An 18,303-nucleotide genomic window follows, 5' to 3' on the forward strand; every position below is an offset into this window, starting at 1 on the left:
GTTGATATATGGTAATTCTACCTCCTGAGGGTGGACGAGATGGTGATTATGCATAGTAGCGAATAAACATAAAAGGGTGTAAAGTGTAACTTAACTGAATATACAGAAAATTAAGAAGGCAAGGAGAGTGCTACTATGACATTTCATAAATACCCTGAACAGCAGGGCTTATACGACCCTCGTATGGAACATGATGCGTGTGGGATCGGGGTTTACGCACATCAAACAGGACGAGCGAGTCATGAAATCGTTGAACATGCATTGGCCATGCTTTGTCAAATGGAACACCGTGGTGGACAAGGGAGTGATGCGAAGACTGGAGACGGGGCGGGTATTTTAACGCAATTACCAGATCGGTTGTTTCGTGAAACGGTTCGGCACATTTCCTTCCCTAAAAAAGGGGATTATGGCGTTTTCATGATGTTCTTGCCACGTGAGGAACGGGAACGGATGCGACTCGAACGAACGTTAGAGTCAATCATTTTGACAGAAGGACAAGACGTATTAGGATGGCGGACCGTACCTGTTCGGTCCGAAGTGCTTGGATCAGGTGCACGTCGTACGGAGCCAGTCATTCGTCAATGCTTCATTGGTGCACAGGCGATGGAAGGATTGACATTTGAACGAACACTTTTTTTGATTCGACGAGAGTTTGAACGTGAATCGGAGCAACTCGGTCTTGAGCAATACGTCTTGAGTAGCTCGAGTGAAACAATCGTGTATAAAGGACTCGTGACGACGGATCAACTGCGTGCGTACTTTGATGATTTACGAGACGAACGCTATCAGTCAGGCTTTGGTATTGTACATTCACGTTTTAGTACGAACACGTTCCCAAGTTGGAAACGTGCCCATCCAAACCGTTATTTGATTCACAATGGCGAAATCAATACGTTGCAAGGAAACATTCGGGCAATGCGCGGTCGAGAACGTCGACTTGCTGAGACGACGTACGGTAATCGGGCAGAGGAAGTGTTGCCGATATTGGATGAGACAGGTAGCGACTCATCAATGCTTGATAATGCGTTTGAGTTTCTTCATCTGTCAGGTCTTTCTCTCGCTGAGACAGCACTGATGCTCGTGCCGGAACCATTCGAACATGCCGAAATCAGACCGGCGAAGCGCGCGTACTATGAGTATCACAGTAGCATGATGGAACCGTGGGATGGTCCGTCTGCCATCGTCTTCACGAACGGAAAACAGATTGGTGCGACGCTTGACCGAAACGGTTTACGCCCGGCGCGATATGTATTGTTACGCGATGGTCACTTCATGTTGTCGTCAGAAGCAGGAGTACTCCCTCTTCGTGAACAAGACATTTTGTACAAAAAACGATTAGCACCGGGTGAACTCCTTTTACTCGATTTTGCGTCCGGTCAGTTAATCGCAGATGAAGAGATTAAGCGGGAGCTAGCGACACGTCATCCTTACGCGGAGTGGCTCGCTCAAGAAGTCGTTTCCCTCTCAAGTAACGACTTCAAGGAAACACTCATTGAACTTGGAACGAAACAGCGGCATTTTGGATACACGCGTGAAGATATCGATCAATACTTGATTCCACTCGTCGAAGAACAAAAGGATCCGTTAGGCGCGATGGGAACGGACATACCGCTAGCGGTCTTAAGTGAACGTCCTCAATCCTTGTTCCGTTATTTCAAACAGCTATTCGCACAAGTCACGAATCCACCGATCGATGCGTTACGCGAAGAGATCGTCACCTCGACGCTAACATGGCTTGGTCGACAAGGGGAGCTGCTGACGCCGAACCGTGCGAACTGTCGTCGTGTTCGCTTAGAGACGCCGATCCTGCGACCAGACGAAGCCCATGTGCTTAAACAATGTGGACTTAAGCAGAAAACGATCTCAACGACGTTCACCGACTCGCTTGAAGAAGCGCTTGACATGATCGTTGATGAGGCTGTGACCGCTGCACAAAACGGGTATGAATTATTGACGTTATCGGATCGTCTCGTTCGCCCTGGAACATTACCGATGCCAATCCTCTTAGTAACGAGTGCGATTCATCATGCGCTGATCCGTAAGGGATTACGTACAAATCTCAGCTTGATCGTTGAAGGTGGAGAAATTCGTGAAGTCCATCATGTCGCCACGTTGATCGGGTATGGTGCGGATGCGATTTATCCGTACCTGGCATATGCGACGCTTGAAGAAGCAGTAGGGGATCGTTTTACGGATGTAGCCAAACGTTATCAAAAAGCAGTCACGGAAGGCGTCGTCAAAGTCATGTCGAAGATGGGCATTTCGACGATCTTCAGTTATCGGGGTGCTCAAATCTTTGAAGCAGTCGGAATCGATCGCTCTGTCATCGAACAGCATTTCACTGGCACGGTCTCTCAATTGAGTGGGATGACGCTTGAGCTGATGGAAGAAGAAGTCCGACGAGCACAACAGGTTGCAGATGAACGGATTCATTTAGAGTCCGGCAGTGTCTTCCGGTACCGTCAAGCAGGAGAACATCATACGTTTAATCCAGCGACGATTCATTTGTTGCAACACGCATGCCGTACGAATGATTACCGGCTCTATCAAAAGTACGCTCAACGCATTCAGGAGGAACCGGCAACGGTGCTACGACATCTGTTGACGTTCAAGGAGACGACGGCGATCCCGATCGAAGAAGTTGAGCCTGTCAGCGAAATCGTCAAATACTTCAAGACGGGTGCGATGTCATACGGCTCGTTATCAAAAGAAGCGCACGAGACGCTTGCGATCGCGATGAACCGCTTAGGTGGTAAAAGTAACAGTGGTGAAGGTGGGGAGGAAGAAGAACGATACGAACACGATGAAAATGGCGATTTCCGGATGAGCCGAATCAAACAAATCGCCTCTGGTCGTTTTGGAGTGACGAGTCATTATCTGGTACATGCCGACGAATTACAAATCAAGGTGGCACAAGGTGCGAAGCCCGGTGAAGGCGGTCAATTACCCGGTGAAAAAGTCTATCCATGGATCGCACGTGTACGTGCATCAACACCTGGTGTTGGATTGATCTCACCACCTCCACACCATGATATCTATTCAATTGAAGATTTAGCCCAGTTGATTCATGACTTAAAACGTGCCAACGATCAAGCCCGGATTAGCGTCAAACTCGTCGCCAAAGGAGGCGTTGGAACGATTGCTGCTGGCGTTGCGAAGGGGTTAGCAGATGTTATCGTCATCAGTGGTCATGACGGCGGAACGGGCGCCTCACCTAAGACGAGTATTCAACATGCCGGACTGCCATGGGAACTTGGTCTTGCTGAAACACATCAAACGTTGACATTAAACGGGTTACGCGAGCGTGTCGTTCTCGAGACGGACGGAAAGCTATTGACCGGTCGTGATGTCATCCTCGCAGCAATGCTCGGAGCGAATGAATATGGGTTTGCGACAGCACCACTTATCGCTGTCGGCTGTATCATGATGCGTGCGTGTCATCTCGATACGTGTCCTGTTGGTGTCGCGACACAGGATCCAGAGCTCCGCAAGAAATTTACAGGATCTGCCGATGATGTCGTCCATTTCATGACATTTATCGCTGAGGAAGTGCGAGAACATTTAGCAAAGCTCGGTGTGAGACGGTTGCAAGATCTCGTAGGGCGTACGGATTTACTTGAACCATCGGAACGACAACGAACGCATTGGAAGGCAAAAAGTCTTGATTTTTCTCGTCTCCTCGTTCATGTGTCACACGGTCCGGCTGAACAACAACAGCATCACGTTGAGCGTTCCTTTGACGCCCGTGAAGTCGCACCGTATTTAGAGTCGGCAGATTTCAGTCAGCCACAGACACTACGTTTAACGATTCAAAATACAGACCGTGCGATTGGCACGCAGACCGGTGCGATGCTGACCAGACGATTTGGGGCACTTGGTCTTCCGACGGATCGATTGAAACTTGAACTGCAGGGATCTGCTGGGCAAAGTTTAGGTGCGTATCTCCCACGTGGGATGACGCTTGATGTCACGGGAGAAGCGAATGATTATGTAGGGAAAGGGTTGTCCGGGGGTATCATCGCCGTTCATCCTCCACGTTCGATTTCGTTCGTCTCGTCCGATCAATCGATCATCGGTAATGTCGCACTTTACGGAGCGACAAGTGGAGAACTTTATGTCAACGGTCAGGCAGGTGAGCGATTTGCGGTTCGAAACAGTGGAGCCGTCGCCGTCGTCGAAGGAATCGGCAATCATGGACTCGAGTATATGACCGGTGGATCTGTCGTTGTCCTTGGCGATATCGGAAAAAACTTTGCAGCCGGTATGTCAGGCGGTGTCGCTTATGTCTTACCGCGTAATCCCGAACAATTTTTACAACGTGTCAACCGCGAACTCGTCTCGACTGGACCCGTCACGCATGCCGAAGAGATCACGCGACTGAAGACGTTCATCGAGCGGCACGTCGAACGGACCGGAAGTGAGCAGGGCGATGCGATTCTAGCGAACTGGGATCATATCATCCATTCGTTCATCCGCGTCATTCCATCGACGTACGAGAAAGTGACAACATTGATGGCTGATTTCGCAAAACAAGGACATAACACTGAAGAAGCGATGTTACTCGCATTCGAGACACATCTTGGTCGAAGAACAGGGGGAGTACGATGAAACGACGCGATCAATTCATGACAGTTGCTCGTTCAAGCGGAGCGGAACGACACCCAAGCGAACGGGTGGGGGATTTTAGTGAATACAAGACGGCTTTGACGGAAGCGGAAGCGAGTCAACAAGCAAGTCGATGTATGGATTGTGGCACCCCGTTTTGCCATGTAGGGGAAGTATTTGATCAAGTGAAGATCGGTTGTCCAGTCTATAACTTAATTCCAGAATGGAATTTACTTGTAGAAGAAGGTCGTTTTCAAGAGGCCCTCGATCGACTGCTTGAGACGAACAATTTTCCTGAATTCACGGGTCGCGTCTGCCCAGCGCCGTGCGAAGGATCGTGTACGTTATCAATTCATGAACCTGCAGTTGCAATCAAGGATATTGAACGATCGATCATTGATATCGGGTTTGAAAAAGGATGGGTCGTGCCTCGAATTCCAATGATACGTTCGTCGCATTCTATTGCCATCGTCGGATCTGGTCCTGCCGGTCTTGCAGCTGCTGATCAGCTGAATCAAGCAGGGCACCAGGTCACCGTCTTTGAACGAGAGGACCGCGTCGGCGGGCTTTTGACATACGGTATACCAGCGATGAAACTCGATAAAGAGGTCGTACAGCGTCGTGTTGATTTGCTTGAAGCAGAAGGAATCCACTTTCGGACGAATGTTACGATCGGCGCAGATATCACGCTCGAGACACTTGAAGCAGAGTATGATGCTGTAATCTTGTGTGTCGGTGCGACGGAACCACGAAAATTGACAGAAGCACCAACGCAAGGAGTCGGTTATGCGATGGATTATCTGACTGGAGTGACACGCCACGTGCTCTCGAAAGAACCGTTGTCTCCTGATCACGATGCGAGAGATAAGGATATTCTTGTCATTGGTGGCGGCGATACAGGAGCGGACTGTGTAGCGACGGCGCTCCGTCAACGCTGCCGCTCCGTCGTCCAATTCGGCAAGCATGAACAACCAGGTACGACACGTGCAACAGGAAACATGTGGCCGGATACACCTTTGCTTTATTCGATCGATTATGGATATGCGGAAGCATTCCAACAATTCGGTCGAGATCCCCGTGAATACTTGATCGCCATTAAGCGGTTCACGACAAGTGAATCGGGTCAAGTCACCGGTGTCTGGACAATTCAGACGACAAAAACAAAAAATGAATCGGGTGCGGTGATCTTTGAGGAAATCGAAGGGAGCGATCGTTACTTCCCGGTCGATCAAGTCTGGATCGCTATCGGATTCAGCGGTGTGGAAGAGCGTATACTCGAGCATTTAGCGGTTGCATCGGAACGCGGAAAAATCAAGACGACTCGTTATGAGACGAATCGTTCAGGTGTATTTGCCGCAGGTGACGCACGACGCGGTCAATCGCTCATTGTCTGGGCAATTCGAGAAGGTCGTGAAGTGGCGGAAGCCGTCGGTCAATATTTAAGAACAATGCAACAAACTGGTTAAATCACGCAGTCTGGATTTTCTGGCATCTTCAGAAATCCAGGCTTTTTTGTGTTTGGCAAAGAAATCTGTCAGTTCAAAAATAACTATTGATTTTGTTTCAAGGTAAAACCCCGAAACTATTTCTGATATTCTTATAAAATGAAGGGGAGGAATGACGGATGAATCCAGAAATCATCTATTTCGTATGCGAGAGTGGAATGGCAAGTAGTGTCATAGGGGCTACGATTTTTAGAAAACGCTTACTTGAGTGTGGGATTACGATAGACGTCAAGACATGTCGAATCGTAGATCTTCCTGATCACGCATCTTTTATCGTCGGAGAAGCACAACTTATCCATCGACACGTCTGGAAAGCGTATCGCTCTGTTCATCCAGTCGATCGGATTCTGGATCCGACTGCATATGACGTCATCCTCGAATCTTGGCGGAAAAGAGTGAGGCTACATGACTGAATTCACACCACGGGAACACGATATCTTATTTTTCCTCTTATCACGTGAGGAACCTGTTCAAATACAAGAAATCGCGGAAACGCTCGAGACATCGGAACGAACGATTCAGCGTGAACGGGATCGTCTTGCCCAGTCTTTAGAAGACCATGAGTTACGTTTGACATATGTCCGCGGCAGAGGTCTGTTGATTGAGGGAACGGATGAAGCCAAACACGTACTACGGGACCAATTATTGTTGTCACACAAACAATTACCGACTGCTGAGGATCGCCAAGTCGAGTTAGCGTATCGGCTACTGCAAGAAGACGGGATGGTCAAATTACAGGCGATCGCCCATGCGATGTACGTGGCACCGAGTACGATCAGCCAGGATTTAGAGCGGATTGATGAGTGGTTTATGCAATATGACCTTGAAATCAAGCGCAAAAAAGGCATTGGTGCCGAAGTCATCGGCGAAGAGATCAACAAACGACGCTTATTGATCTCATTGATCTTTACACAATGGGATGTTCTTGCTTTCTATCGGTTGTTGCAAGGAGATGTCGATCAGTTACCCCATCTGTTACAAATGAACCGAACATCATGGCTTGAGATGATCAATCAAGCGTATGCAGTCATTGCACCGTTGACGAAAGAAGGACGTCTCAATGACCGACAAATCATGCGTGCCACACTCAGCTTAGCTTTACAAGCGTTGCGCAAAGATCAGTTTCCGATGCGTTACGAGTTAAAAGCGTACCCAGTCGAAATTCTCAAATGGGTGGAACGCGTCGAAGAGCGATTACCTGACACATTGTCGATTGCCGAACGTCAATGGTTATCAGAAGAGTTGCGCGCGTTTTTTCAATCGGACGCAGGAGATACGGAAGAACTCGTCACACGCCTCCGTGTGAAACGATTGATTGAACACGTCTCTTTATTATATGGAACGAACTTTACGAAAGATTATGCTTTGGAGCGGGGGCTCGTTTCGCATATTCAATCCTATACGCGTCAAAATAGCGTCAATCCGTCCTATGTCATCAAACAAATTGAACGGGAATATCCACGTCTGTTCGATGCGGTCAAACAAGCAGCGCTGTCGATCTTCACAGATGCGACATTTGAAGACGTGGATTTAGCATTTTGGGTCATGCATTTCGGGGCTGTTCTCAGCAAACCGACACCTAAACTACCATATCGCGTTTTAGTCGTCTGCTCTGCTGGACTCGGCTCTTCAAAGTTATTGATGAATCGGTTACGGCAAGAATTTACTGAACTTGAACATATCGATAACTCGTCGCTGTTTGGCATTGAACGGTTACCGATTGAATCGTATGACTTCGTTTTATCGACCGTGCCGTTGCCTGACATCCGCCCACCACATCTTCTTGTCAACCCGTTGCTCCCTCAGGATGAGGTGGAACGGATCCGAAAATTGATTCTTGCCTTACCAAAATCCTTCCAACCAGAACCACGGCAGACGAAAACAGAATGGCTCGATCTCGAGCAATTGCATCGGCTCGTTGCATCGTCGATTCAAGTGTCGAACGGATTTCAAATGGAACGGTTGGAGCGCGTGGACGATGGGATTGAATCGTTATTATTTGAGATCAGCACAAGAATGGTCGATCAAGGATTAGCAAAATCAGCTGTTTCACTCTCGGCGCAATTGTTGCGTCGTCATGAGATGTCGGGTCTTGGTATTCCAGGAACACGGCTTGCTTTATTCCACGGACGTGATGCGACAATTCAAAGAGGAGGATTTCTCATTTTTGAATTGCCTGAACCAATCGACTTACTCGGGATGGATCAACAGTTGCAATCCGTCGAAAGGCTTCTTGTACTTGTCGCACCGGAAGAGACCTCGAACGAACTGCTTGAATTGCTCAGTTCGATTAGTGCCGCAATCATTGAAAGTCCCGAACAAATGGATCAATTTGAGTTCGGAGAGGAACATGCAATTCGTCTGCTTTTAAATCGAACGTTTCGAACGGTAATTGATCAATTCCTAGGCAATACTTGAAAAACCCCTGTCACTTGATCTTTGAAGTGGCAGGGGTTTTTTCTTTGATCAGGCAGGCTTCTTTCCAGTCTGTCCAACTTCTTGGACAAAGACTGAACTAGGAAAGATTGAGTAAGCGCTTGCAATGATCTTACAATAAGGGCATAGCAAAGCAATCATCTTATCAACTCATACACGAAATGGAGGCTAACGCAATGGCGACAGCTCAAAATGGAGCACGGGGTATCCGTGTACAAGTTCAACGGTTCGGTAGCTTTTTAAGCGGTATGGTCATGCCGAACATCGGTGCATTCATCGCTTGGGGGATCATCACGGCACTCTTCATCCCGACTGGATGGGCACCGAATAAGGAACTCGGTGAACTTGTCGGTCCGACAATCACCTATCTCTTACCGTTGCTGATTGGATACACGGGCGGGAAATTAATGCATGACGTCAGGGGAGGCGTTGTCGGGACGCTTGCGACGATGGGGGTTATCGTCGGAACAGAGATTCCGATGTTCCTCGGTGCCATGATCATGGGACCACTTGGTGGATACGTCATCAAAAAGTTCGATCAGTTGATTGAAGGAAAAGTCAAACCAGGTCTCGAGATGCTCGTCAATAACTTCTCAGTCGGAATCATCGGTGGTTTGTTGATGCTCGGTGGATTCAAAGTATTCGGACCACTCATGACAGGTCTTGACGACATCATGGCCGCAGCAGTTGGTGCGATCGTCAGCGCACATTTGCTACCATTAGCGAGTTTGTTCATCGAACCGGCAAAAATCTTGTTCTTAAATAATGCGATCAACCACGGTATTTTAAGCCCGCTTGGTCTCGACCAAGTAAACGAGGCGGGTAAATCAGTTCTGTTCTTACTCGAAGCCAACCCAGGTCCAGGTCTTGGATTGTTACTTGCTTACTCGTTCTTCGGTTCTGGTGCAGCGAAGAAGACAGCACCCGGTGCAGCATTTATCCAATTCATCGGTGGAATTCACGAAATCTATTTCCCATACGTCTTGATGAAGCCAGTCTTGTTGCTTGCGATGATTGCAGGTGGCATGAGTGGTATCCTCACTTTCGTCCTGTTTGATGTCGGATTAGTCGCACCCGCTTCACCAGGTAGTATCATCGCGGTCCTCGCAATGGCATCACGCGGTTCTTACGTCGGATTGATTGCAGGTGTACTTGTTTCAGCATCTGTGACATTTGTTGTCTCGACTGTCCTGCTAAAAACTAGCAAGGCAAAAGAAACGTCGCTTGAAGAGGCGAGCGCGAACGTCAGTGCGATGAAAGGAAAACAATCGATTGCCTCGACACTCGTTTCAGCTGATGCCAAACCACTTGCGGAAGTCGAACATATCATCTTCGCTTGTGACGCTGGTATGGGATCGAGTGCGATGGGAGCATCCGTCCTTCGCAATAAGATCAATAAAGCGGGCTTACCCATCAAAGTGACGAATACGTCGATCAGTCAATTGCCGCAAAACGCCGAACTGATCATCACGCATCGTGATTTGACGGAGCGGGCGAAGGAACAGGTACCAACGGCAGAACACCGATCAGTCGATAATTTCTTAAATGCCGGATATTATGATCAACTCGTCCACGAGATCGAAACAGCAAGAAATAAGATTTCTTAAAGATAAAGATAGAGACACTCAAGGAGGAATAAACATGACAACGACAATGAACCTTTCACCGGAACTTGTATTACTTGATCAACAATTCGCAGACGAGACGGCAGCCATTACGGCTGCCGGTCAACTCCTCGTCGATCACGGATATGTCGAAGCGGGGTATATCGATTCAATGCAGGAACGTCATGCCTTATCAACGGTCTACATTGGCAACCATGTCGCGATTCCACACGGAACAGAGTCGGCTAAATCACAAGTCAAGAAAACGGGGCTATCGATTCTACAAGTACCGCAAGGCGTAGCGTTCGGAACGGAACAAGCACGACTCGTCATCGGTATCGCTGGCGTCGGTGATGAACATCTCGAGTTGTTATCAAATATCGCAGTCATTTGCTCCGATGAGGAGAACGTCGAGCGTATCGTGGCAGCGACATCAAAAGAAGAAATCATCGCGTTATTGACAGCGGAGGTGTAACCATGAAAGCCATCCATTTTGGTGCCGGTAACATCGGACGAGGATTCATTGGCTTACAACTCGTAAAGACGGGTTACGAAGTCTGTTTCGTAGATGTCAATACGACGGTCGTCGATGCATTAAAAGCACGACATACCTATGAGGTGGGTTATGCCTCTGAAAGAGGAGGGCGTGAACGGGTCGACGGCGTGACGGCACTTAACAGTTTATCTGAACCAGATCAGGTCATTGCAGCGATTCGTGAAGCAGATGTAATCACGACAGCTGTCGGACCGAGCTTGTTGTCGAAAGTAGCTCCTTTGATCGCGGAAGGGTTACGTCAACGGGATCAACAGACACCTGTCTACGTCATTGCGTGTGAAAACATGATTGGTGGGTCAAAACACTTACAAACAGAGGTGGCGAAACATCAACCGGTAGCGGAGAATTGGTATTTCCCGAATGCAGCAGTTGATCGGATCGTTCCACTTCAGCATCACGAAGATCCGTTGTACGTCGAAGTGGAAGAATTCTTCGAATGGGTGATCGAAACGACTGGACTACCGGAAGCCTATCCACGGATCGACGGCGTCACCTATGTCGAGAACATCGAACCGTTCATCGAGCGGAAGCTGTTCACTGTCAACACGGGACATGCAATTGCTTCATACCTCGGAGCACTATTTCATAAAGAGACGATCGCTGAAAGTTTAACGGATCCACGCATCCGTCGGGGTGTCCAGACGGCACTTTACGAAACAGGGTGGTTGTTACTTGAAAAGTACGGCTTTAATCCGGTCGATCATAGTGCGTACATCCAAAAGAATATGAAACGCTTTGAAAACCCGCGAATTCATGATGAAATCATTCGTGTCGCCCGTTCACCGATTCGTAAATTGAGTCCAAGTGACCGACTTGTCAAACCAGCGAAGGAATTGATGGAGCGTGGGATCGAAGCAGATGGATTAGCACGTGGGATCGCAGCAGCCCTAACCTATTTCGATCCAAATGATTCAGAATCTTCAGAATTAAATGCATATATTACGAAACATGGAATCGAAGATGCGCTGAACGCATATCTACAACTGTCAGCAACGGATCCACTTGGATCTCGGATCGTTGAGCATTATGAAGCGATGCAACAACAAGTCAATTCGATTGCTTAAGAATGAATAACTCTGTAAGCCGAACACCTTTCACATCTGTGGAGGGTGTTTTTAGTTTACGATTTAAATATGTCATGGTATCGACAAAATAAGCAGTTTCTAAAAATCTTATTATCACAATTTGATTACAATTTGTATATTAAATTTGGAATATTCGAAAACGAATATTTAGCGATTAAAATACATTGTACGCTATATGAACGGAACATCTCTATTCCGATTTTTCAGGTAAGAGAAGGTGATCATATGTTGAATTATAAAGTGAATGTATATAGATTAAACGGAGCACGACCAAAAGCAACAAAAGGAACCGGACCGAAGCATTTGATTTATTCGAGTCAGTTTTCTTCACGTACACCAGTCCATTTATTGCATCAACTCATCTTGAATCGATTGTTGGTTGAGCAAGAAAAAAACCTGGATTTAACGTATACGATCGAAGTAAATGCGGTACTTGATCAATTCGTGATCGACGTCCGTGTCTTTTCAACAGATACGGTCAGCATCCAAGTCGAGCGTGACTTGATTGAAATCATTGAACGTGAAGAAGTTCGTCATATCCCAGCGCTTGAAATCGGAAAACCGGATTTCGCAGAATTCGCTCACATCGTCTTAAAGGTTAAGGAAGGTGGACCACGTCTTTCACAAGAGGATACGCAACGAATTTTCAATGAGTCTGGTGTTCGAGGACGAATTATCCTGCACAAGGAGCGAATCGATAGTCATGAACCCTCCCATTCGATTCAGTTGTTGATTGGTGGGGCCGAGAAGTGTTTGTACAGTCTCTCGCAATATCAGCTTGATCCACTCTTCCGTAAACATGGTTTGACGATTCAATCCTTGAATCTGTTACCGTTTGATTTATTCATGATTCGCGACAAAATCGCGATGCTGTCTTCAGCAGATGCTTCGCAACTGTGGATTGATGACATCACGACATCCAAGAATGGACGATCACATCAGATTTGTTTTAACGATGGGAATGAATGTATGACGGTTATCTGTGATCTTCACGGATCAATTCGGTCTTATAAGTGTTCGTGATGGTTTAATTCTTCTTCGAATAGGCTACATTCTTAACAGAGGTTCTAACGAAGGGGAGTCGAACAATCATGTTATCTAAACAACAGACGGAAGAATTCAAGCAACGGTTATTGAAGGAAAAAGAAAAGACGACATCAAACATCGAACAACGCGATACCGATTACGATGAAGGTGAATTGTCGAGTTACGATAATCATCCTGCCGATTCTGGCGATGAATTGTTCTTGCGGGAACGTGATCAAGCAATCACGGATATGCAAGAGGATATGCTATCAGATGTGGATCGCGCATTAAAAGCGATCGAGGACGGAACGTATGGCATTTGCGAAGTCTGTGGAAAAGAGATTGAAATCGAACGCCTTGATATCATTCCAGAAACCCTATTATGCATTGAGCATGCAAAAGAAGAAGCAGAACAAAACGAGAACGATCCGAATTCGCGACCAAGCGAAGAAGATGTACTAGATCCATCTGTCACAGCTCGCGGGAAAGACATCGACGGTGATACGGACGGATTCTCGAAAGTCAGTGACTTTGGTAGTTCTGATACACCGTCTGATCAAGAAGATGGAATCGATCCGACACGGTCTTGACCGGCAAAACATCTCCCGAAAATGGAGATGTTTTTTTTCGAAAAATATCACAGGTATTTACCAGAATTTTTTGACTTTTCATATAATTTTGGTACGATGGTATCGAGAGGACTGTTTTAGCCTATATTAAAATGTAAGCGCATACAAGCATCCGTCTCACTGCTTGACCATTTTAGTTGAGGGAGGATATAACGCATGATTTATGACATTCCGAACAAGCAAGGGTCAAAAGTACAGTACAAGGAACGGTATGAAAACTACATTAATGGAAAATGGACGGCACCAGTCGGGGGAGAATATTTTGATAATGTGACACCTGTTACTGGTAAGGTGTTGTGCCAAGTCGCTCGTTCTACAAAGGAAGATATCGAACTCGCTCTTGACGCAGCACATGCGGCAAAAGAAGCATGGGGAAAAACATCTGTAACCGAACGTTCGAATATTTTAAATAAGATCGCCAATCGAATGGAAGAAAATCTCGAGATGCTCGCTTATGCGGAAACACTTGAGAACGGAAAAGCCGTTCGTGAGACACTTAACGCCGATTTACCGCTCGCGATCGACCACTTCCGTTATTTCGCTGGGGTCATTCGTGCACAAGAAGGTTCAGTCGGCGAACTCGATCAAGATACGGTTGCGTATCACTTCCATGAGCCACTTGGCGTCGTCGGTCAAATCATTCCGTGGAACTTCCCGCTCCTGATGGCTGTCTGGAAATTAGCACCAGCTCTCGCAGCAGGAAACTGTGTTGTCTTAAAACCAGCAGAACAAACACCAGCGAGCATCATGGTACTCGTTGAGATCATCGAAGATTTACTTCCACCAGGTGTGCTCAACATCGTCAATGGATTCGGTCTTGAGGCAGGGAAACCGCTCGCCTCAAGCAAACGAATCGCCAAAATCGCCTTTACGGGTGAGACGACGACAGGACGTTTGATCATGCAGTATGCTTCGCAGAACTTGATCCCGGTCACACTCGAACTCGGTGGGAAATCACCGAACATTTTCTTTGAAGATATCATGCAGGCAGACGATGCATTCTTTGATAAAGCAATCGAAGGATTATTGATGTTTGCGTTGAACCAAGGGGAAGTCTGTACGTGTCCGTCGCGTGCCTTGATTCAAGAATCGATTTACGAACCGTTCATGGAACGTGTTTTAGAGCGCGTCAAAGCCATCAAAATCGGAAATCCTCTTGATGCCGACGTCATGATGGGTGCTCAAGCTTCGAACGAACAGATGGAGAAAATCCTTTCGTATCTTGAAATCGGTAAGTCGGAAGGCGCAGAGTGTCTAATCGGTGGAGAGCGCAACATGCTCGAAGGAGATCTCGCAGAAGGATATTACATTCAACCAACGATCTTTAAAGGACACAATAAGATGCGCATCTTCCAGGAAGAAATTTTCGGACCGGTTCTATCGGTCACGACATTCAAGACGGAAGAAGAAGCACTCGAAATTGCGAATGATACGTTATATGGTCTTGGTGCCGGCGTTTGGACACGTGACATGAACCGTGCTTATCGGTTTGGTCGTGCGATCGAAGCAGGGCGCGTCTGGACGAACTGTTATCACCAATATCCAGCTCACGCGGCGTTTGGTGGTTACAAAATGTCAGGGATCGGACGCGAGAACCATAAGATGATGCTCAACCATTACCAACGGACGAAAAACCTACTCGTTAGCTATAACCCGAATAAACTCGGTTTCTTCTAAGTCGGAAAGGACGTGGATGCAAATGGTGGAACGTGTTCAGGCGACAGCAGCTTGTCTTGAGTTGATCGACCAGTTGAGAGAAAAACACGGTCCGTTGATGTTTCATCAATCTGGTGGTTGTTGCGATGGCAGTTCCCCGATGTGTTTTGCGCAGGGCGATTTATTCCTGGGAGATCAGGATAAAAAACTAGGAGAGATCGGTGGTTGCCCGTTTTATATTCATGAAGATCAATATGAGTACTGGAAACATACCCAACTCATCATTGATGTCGTGGATGGTCGAGGCGGAATGTTCTCTCTTGAGGGTGTCGAAGGAAAACGTTTTTTGACACGCTCCCGTGCGTTCACGCAAGAGGAATACGCTGAACTATCAGCATCAAGTTAATGAAGGATATAAACGCGATTTTGTCTAGGCGACTTGTTCATTCAGGTCGCTTGTACAGAATCGTGTTTTTGTTCGTATTACAGCGTTCTAACAGGATAAAAGTTGGTAATGCGGCATAAGAACGGTATAATGAACTCATATTTTGACGAGAAGATTTTTTCATACTATGACATTTAGGGGGTCACCATGAAATATCCATTTTTAGGTTGGACAGGTCACACGATCGGAGTGACGGCGCCCTCCTCCGGATTACGTGAACAGCAACAGGAATGGGTCGAACGAGCAGTTGAACAGGTACAAGCACGGCAAATGAACGTCCGTTTAGGTGAAACGATTTGGTCGCATCAACTTGCTGAGAGTGCACCGGTCAAACAACGCGCCGAAGAATTCAATCACATGATGACGGATGAGACGATTGATGCTGTTATCCCGCCATTTGGTGGGGAACGCGCCATTGATCTTTTACCCGAGTTGACACCAACTGCTTACCAAACAAAATGGTTGCTTGGCTATTCCGATATCAGTACGTTATTGCTCAGTTTGACGCTTCAGACGGGAATTGCGACAGCACATGGTCCGAACTTCGTTGAGCTTCGGAGTAAAGAATGGGACGAGACGACAAGTGCCTGGCGACGGGTTCTCGCGACGCCATCTGGAGAAACCGTCACACAGTGGGCTTCCGATCGTTATCAAACCGCGTGGACAGACGAAGAACGTCCAGCAGGTTCGTTATTTCAGCTGACGGAAGCGACAGAATGGAAAGCACTTGATGAGCGAACAGAAGTGACCGGACGGTTACTTGGGGGTTGTCTGGAGACGATTCGCCATCTGATTGGGACACCGTACGGAGATGTGAAGCGCTTCCAACATGAAGAGATCAACGGAGAACCGATTCTCTGGTACTTCGAGGTGTCTGAAGCGAGTTCTGCCGAGGTGCATCGGACGCTTCGACAAATGGCGTATGCTGGGTGGTTCGACCATGCGGCTGGCTTTTTATTTGGCCGTACGTCTGCAAGGATTACAGAAGATCTGACATGGCTAGACGTGTATCACTATCTAGCCGATGAAACGGGCTTACCAGTCTTATATGATCTTGACATCGGTCATCAGCCACCACAGTTAACGTTAATCAATGGAGCGACGGGTACGGTTCGTATTCAAGGAAAAGATTCACGAATCGATCTTACGTTCAACTAAAAAGGAGAGCACGCAATGGCACGTCGTAAGTTTCAAGCATTAGGCGTTTATAAACGCGTCCATATTAACCCGGAAACACGTCGAATGACGTTACCGGAACCGTTTTACGATGCACTTCGTCTAGAAGATGAATTGCTGATTGCACAAGTCGGAGATGTTCTCGTCATGCGTCGTCCGGGGGAAGTCGTCGAGACAGAAACGGATTTATTGAGTGAACTCGTAGAAGATGGATTCACGGGTACAGAGCTTGTCCAAGAGTTTGCCTACCGGCGTCAGCAACAGGAACAACGATTACGTCAACAAGTCTTGCAGGATGAAGAGGATGACCATGCTGCTCAACTGAAGATCGAGCTATAACGGAAAGAAGGAGTGGGGCAGATGCGTCGCAGAACAAAAATTGGAATCGGAGTCATCGGATCCGGATTAGTAGCAGCGAGTTATTATTTTTATGAGATGGCAATCGCTACGAATCCGAAGCCGTTCTTATCGAATAATCGGGATTTGAGTGATGAGATGGTCCGGTTGATGCAACCTGGACAGACATGGATCAAGGAGCAGCCGCTCGAGCGGATCGAGATTGAAGCAAAAGATGGTTTAACGTTACGCGGACATTTCCTCCCGTCTCCTGTTCCGTCAGACCGGATTGTCATTCTCGTGCATGGATACGGAGGCGTCGGAACGGATTTAGCCGGATTCGCCTATCTGTACCATCAGGCCGGTTTCCATGTCATGATGCCCGATAATCGAGGACACGGAATGAGTGACGGTCATTATATCGGATTCGGATGGCATGATCGTGAAGATTGTCTCAGTTGGTCGAACTATCTGATTGAACGGATTGGACAGGATGCGAAACTGTTCTTACATGGTGTGTCGATGGGAGGGGCGACCGTATTGATGACGAGTGGCGAACAACTTCCACCACAAATCAAAGGAATCATTTCTGATTGTGCCTATACGTCCGTCAATGCTGTTCTTGCGTATCAGATGAAGCGGATGTATCGACTACCACACTTCCCGTTTTTAGGGATGACGAGCGTATTGACGAAGCTAAAGGCAGGTTATACGTTCCGTGAAGCATCAGCGCTGAAACAGGTCAAAAAGGCACAGGTTCCGATTCTCTTCATTCATGGTGGTGCGGATACGTTCGTACCGACAGATATGGTGTATGAGCTGTACGAAGCCTGTCCAACGGAAAAGGAACTGGTCGTCATTCCGAATGCCGCACACGCTATGGCATATTTCGAGGATCCGGCATTATATGATGACGTCGTTGAGAAGTTCGTCCGGAACATCTTGCGAAATGATTGACAACTCAGTTCGTTACCCGCTATATTAATATCATAAATCAACGTCGTCGTGGCGGAACTGGTAGACGCGCTAGACTCAGAATCTAGTGGTGGCAACACCGTGGAGGTTCAAGTCCTCTCGGCGGCATAAATGATTGAAGGAGGCAATCCCATCAAGGGGTTGCCTCCTTTTTTGATAATGAATAGAAAACGGTTGCATCGAATAAAAATTCAGAAATGTTTATCTTTTTAGAACTTTTCTGGTAAAATACGTTTTAAAGAGGGTACTCTTCAGGGAAAGTACTAAGT

Annotated in this window: 14 protein-coding genes and 1 tRNA gene; all 15 read left to right on the forward strand. The window is 47.2% G+C overall.

Annotated elements, in window-relative coordinates; translation table 11 throughout:
* Positions 1–135 precede the first annotated feature (135 nt).
* The 15 genes from gltB to B2U10_RS07665 all read left to right on the forward strand — a co-directional run bounded on the left by gltB (position 136) and on the right by B2U10_RS07665 (position 18,142).
* Positions 136–4,608 carry a glutamate synthase large subunit gene (gene gltB / locus B2U10_RS07595; RefSeq protein ID WP_290786588.1) on the forward strand — a complete coding sequence of 1,491 codons (4,473 nt, stop codon included), beginning with the start codon at positions 136–138 and terminating at the stop codon, positions 4,606–4,608.
* Positions 4,605–6,071 carry a glutamate synthase subunit beta gene (locus B2U10_RS07600; protein WP_290786590.1) on the forward strand — a complete coding sequence of 489 codons (1,467 nt, stop codon included), beginning with the start codon at positions 4,605–4,607 and terminating at the stop codon, positions 6,069–6,071. The genes gltB and B2U10_RS07600 overlap by 4 nt, the downstream gene beginning before the upstream one ends.
* 158 nt (positions 6,072–6,229) lie before the next feature.
* Entirely contained in the window at positions 6,230–6,523 is a 294-nt protein-coding gene (locus tag B2U10_RS07605) for a hypothetical protein (protein WP_290786592.1), read from the forward strand.
* Positions 6,516–8,528: a BglG family transcription antiterminator gene (locus B2U10_RS07610; protein WP_290786595.1), complete on the forward strand. Its 2,013-nt coding sequence runs from the start codon at positions 6,516–6,518 to the stop codon at positions 8,526–8,528. The genes B2U10_RS07605 and B2U10_RS07610 overlap by 8 nt, the downstream gene beginning before the upstream one ends.
* 194 nt (positions 8,529–8,722) lie before the next feature.
* Positions 8,723–10,153 carry a PTS mannitol transporter subunit IICB gene (locus tag B2U10_RS07615; protein ID WP_035407382.1) on the forward strand — a complete coding sequence of 477 codons (1,431 nt, stop codon included), beginning with the start codon at positions 8,723–8,725 and terminating at the stop codon, positions 10,151–10,153.
* 34 nt (positions 10,154–10,187) lie between these two features.
* On the forward strand, positions 10,188–10,625 hold the full coding sequence (locus B2U10_RS07620; RefSeq protein WP_200934376.1) for a PTS sugar transporter subunit IIA: 438 nt from the start codon (positions 10,188–10,190) through the stop codon (positions 10,623–10,625).
* Between the two features lie 2 nt (positions 10,626–10,627).
* Positions 10,628–11,770 carry a mannitol-1-phosphate 5-dehydrogenase gene (locus B2U10_RS07625; RefSeq protein WP_056062077.1) on the forward strand — a complete coding sequence of 381 codons (1,143 nt, stop codon included), beginning with the start codon at positions 10,628–10,630 and terminating at the stop codon, positions 11,768–11,770.
* Positions 11,771–12,016: 246 nt separating this feature from the next.
* Entirely contained in the window at positions 12,017–12,814 is a 798-nt protein-coding gene (locus B2U10_RS07630; RefSeq protein ID WP_035407387.1) for a hypothetical protein, read from the forward strand.
* Positions 12,815–12,882: 68 nt separating this feature from the next.
* Positions 12,883–13,407, forward strand: coding sequence for a TraR/DksA C4-type zinc finger protein (locus B2U10_RS07635; protein ID WP_035407390.1), 525 nt, complete (start codon positions 12,883–12,885; stop codon positions 13,405–13,407).
* A gap of 195 nt (positions 13,408–13,602) precedes the next feature.
* Positions 13,603–15,123: an aldehyde dehydrogenase gene (gene adh, locus B2U10_RS07640; RefSeq protein WP_056062075.1), complete on the forward strand. Its 1,521-nt coding sequence runs from the start codon at positions 13,603–13,605 to the stop codon at positions 15,121–15,123.
* A gap of 22 nt (positions 15,124–15,145) precedes the next feature.
* Positions 15,146–15,508, forward strand: a complete 363-nt coding sequence (locus B2U10_RS07645) for a DUF779 domain-containing protein (RefSeq protein ID WP_023468555.1) — start codon at positions 15,146–15,148, stop codon at positions 15,506–15,508.
* A 186-nt stretch (positions 15,509–15,694) separates the two neighbouring features.
* On the forward strand, positions 15,695–16,705 hold the full coding sequence (locus tag B2U10_RS07650) for a S66 family peptidase (protein WP_035407398.1): 1,011 nt from the start codon (positions 15,695–15,697) through the stop codon (positions 16,703–16,705).
* 15 nt (positions 16,706–16,720) lie between these two features.
* Positions 16,721–17,062, forward strand: a complete 342-nt coding sequence (locus B2U10_RS07655; protein ID WP_023468553.1) for a hypothetical protein — start codon at positions 16,721–16,723, stop codon at positions 17,060–17,062.
* Between the two features lie 21 nt (positions 17,063–17,083).
* On the forward strand, positions 17,084–18,016 hold the full coding sequence (locus B2U10_RS07660; protein WP_029341930.1) for an alpha/beta hydrolase: 933 nt from the start codon (positions 17,084–17,086) through the stop codon (positions 18,014–18,016).
* A 42-nt stretch (positions 18,017–18,058) separates the two neighbouring features.
* Positions 18,059–18,142 (forward strand) — tRNA-Leu (locus tag B2U10_RS07665).
* The last annotated feature ends 161 nt before the right edge of the window (positions 18,143–18,303 follow it).

The sequence above is a fragment of the Exiguobacterium sp. UBA7533 genome, from assembly GCF_002479335.1.
Classification (GTDB): Bacteria; Bacillota; Bacilli; order Exiguobacteriales; family Exiguobacteriaceae; genus Exiguobacterium_A.

Excerpts from the sequence above, each read along its gene's own strand:
- B2U10_RS07650 (WP_035407398.1), top strand. The coding sequence starts at position 15,695 with ATGAAATATCCATTTTTAGGTTGGACAGGTCACACGATCGGAGTGACG.
- B2U10_RS07610 (WP_290786595.1), top strand. The coding sequence starts at position 6,516 with ATGACTGAATTCACACCACGGGAACACGATATCTTATTTTTCCTCTTA.
- B2U10_RS07615 (WP_035407382.1), top strand. The coding sequence starts at position 8,723 with ATGGCGACAGCTCAAAATGGAGCACGGGGTATCCGTGTACAAGTTCAA.
- B2U10_RS07605 (WP_290786592.1), top strand. The coding sequence starts at position 6,230 with ATGAATCCAGAAATCATCTATTTCGTATGCGAGAGTGGAATGGCAAGT.
- B2U10_RS07655 (WP_023468553.1), top strand. The coding sequence starts at position 16,721 with ATGGCACGTCGTAAGTTTCAAGCATTAGGCGTTTATAAACGCGTCCAT.
- B2U10_RS07645 (WP_023468555.1), top strand. The coding sequence starts at position 15,146 with ATGGTGGAACGTGTTCAGGCGACAGCAGCTTGTCTTGAGTTGATCGAC.
- adh (WP_056062075.1), top strand. The coding sequence starts at position 13,603 with ATGATTTATGACATTCCGAACAAGCAAGGGTCAAAAGTACAGTACAAG.
- B2U10_RS07620 (WP_200934376.1), top strand. The coding sequence starts at position 10,188 with ATGACAACGACAATGAACCTTTCACCGGAACTTGTATTACTTGATCAA.
- B2U10_RS07625 (WP_056062077.1), top strand. The coding sequence starts at position 10,628 with ATGAAAGCCATCCATTTTGGTGCCGGTAACATCGGACGAGGATTCATT.
- B2U10_RS07630 (WP_035407387.1), top strand. The coding sequence starts at position 12,017 with ATGTTGAATTATAAAGTGAATGTATATAGATTAAACGGAGCACGACCA.
- B2U10_RS07635 (WP_035407390.1), top strand. The coding sequence starts at position 12,883 with ATGTTATCTAAACAACAGACGGAAGAATTCAAGCAACGGTTATTGAAG.
- B2U10_RS07660 (WP_029341930.1), top strand. The coding sequence starts at position 17,084 with ATGCGTCGCAGAACAAAAATTGGAATCGGAGTCATCGGATCCGGATTA.
- B2U10_RS07600 (WP_290786590.1), top strand. The coding sequence starts at position 4,605 with ATGAAACGACGCGATCAATTCATGACAGTTGCTCGTTCAAGCGGAGCG.
- gltB (WP_290786588.1), top strand. The coding sequence starts at position 136 with ATGACATTTCATAAATACCCTGAACAGCAGGGCTTATACGACCCTCGT.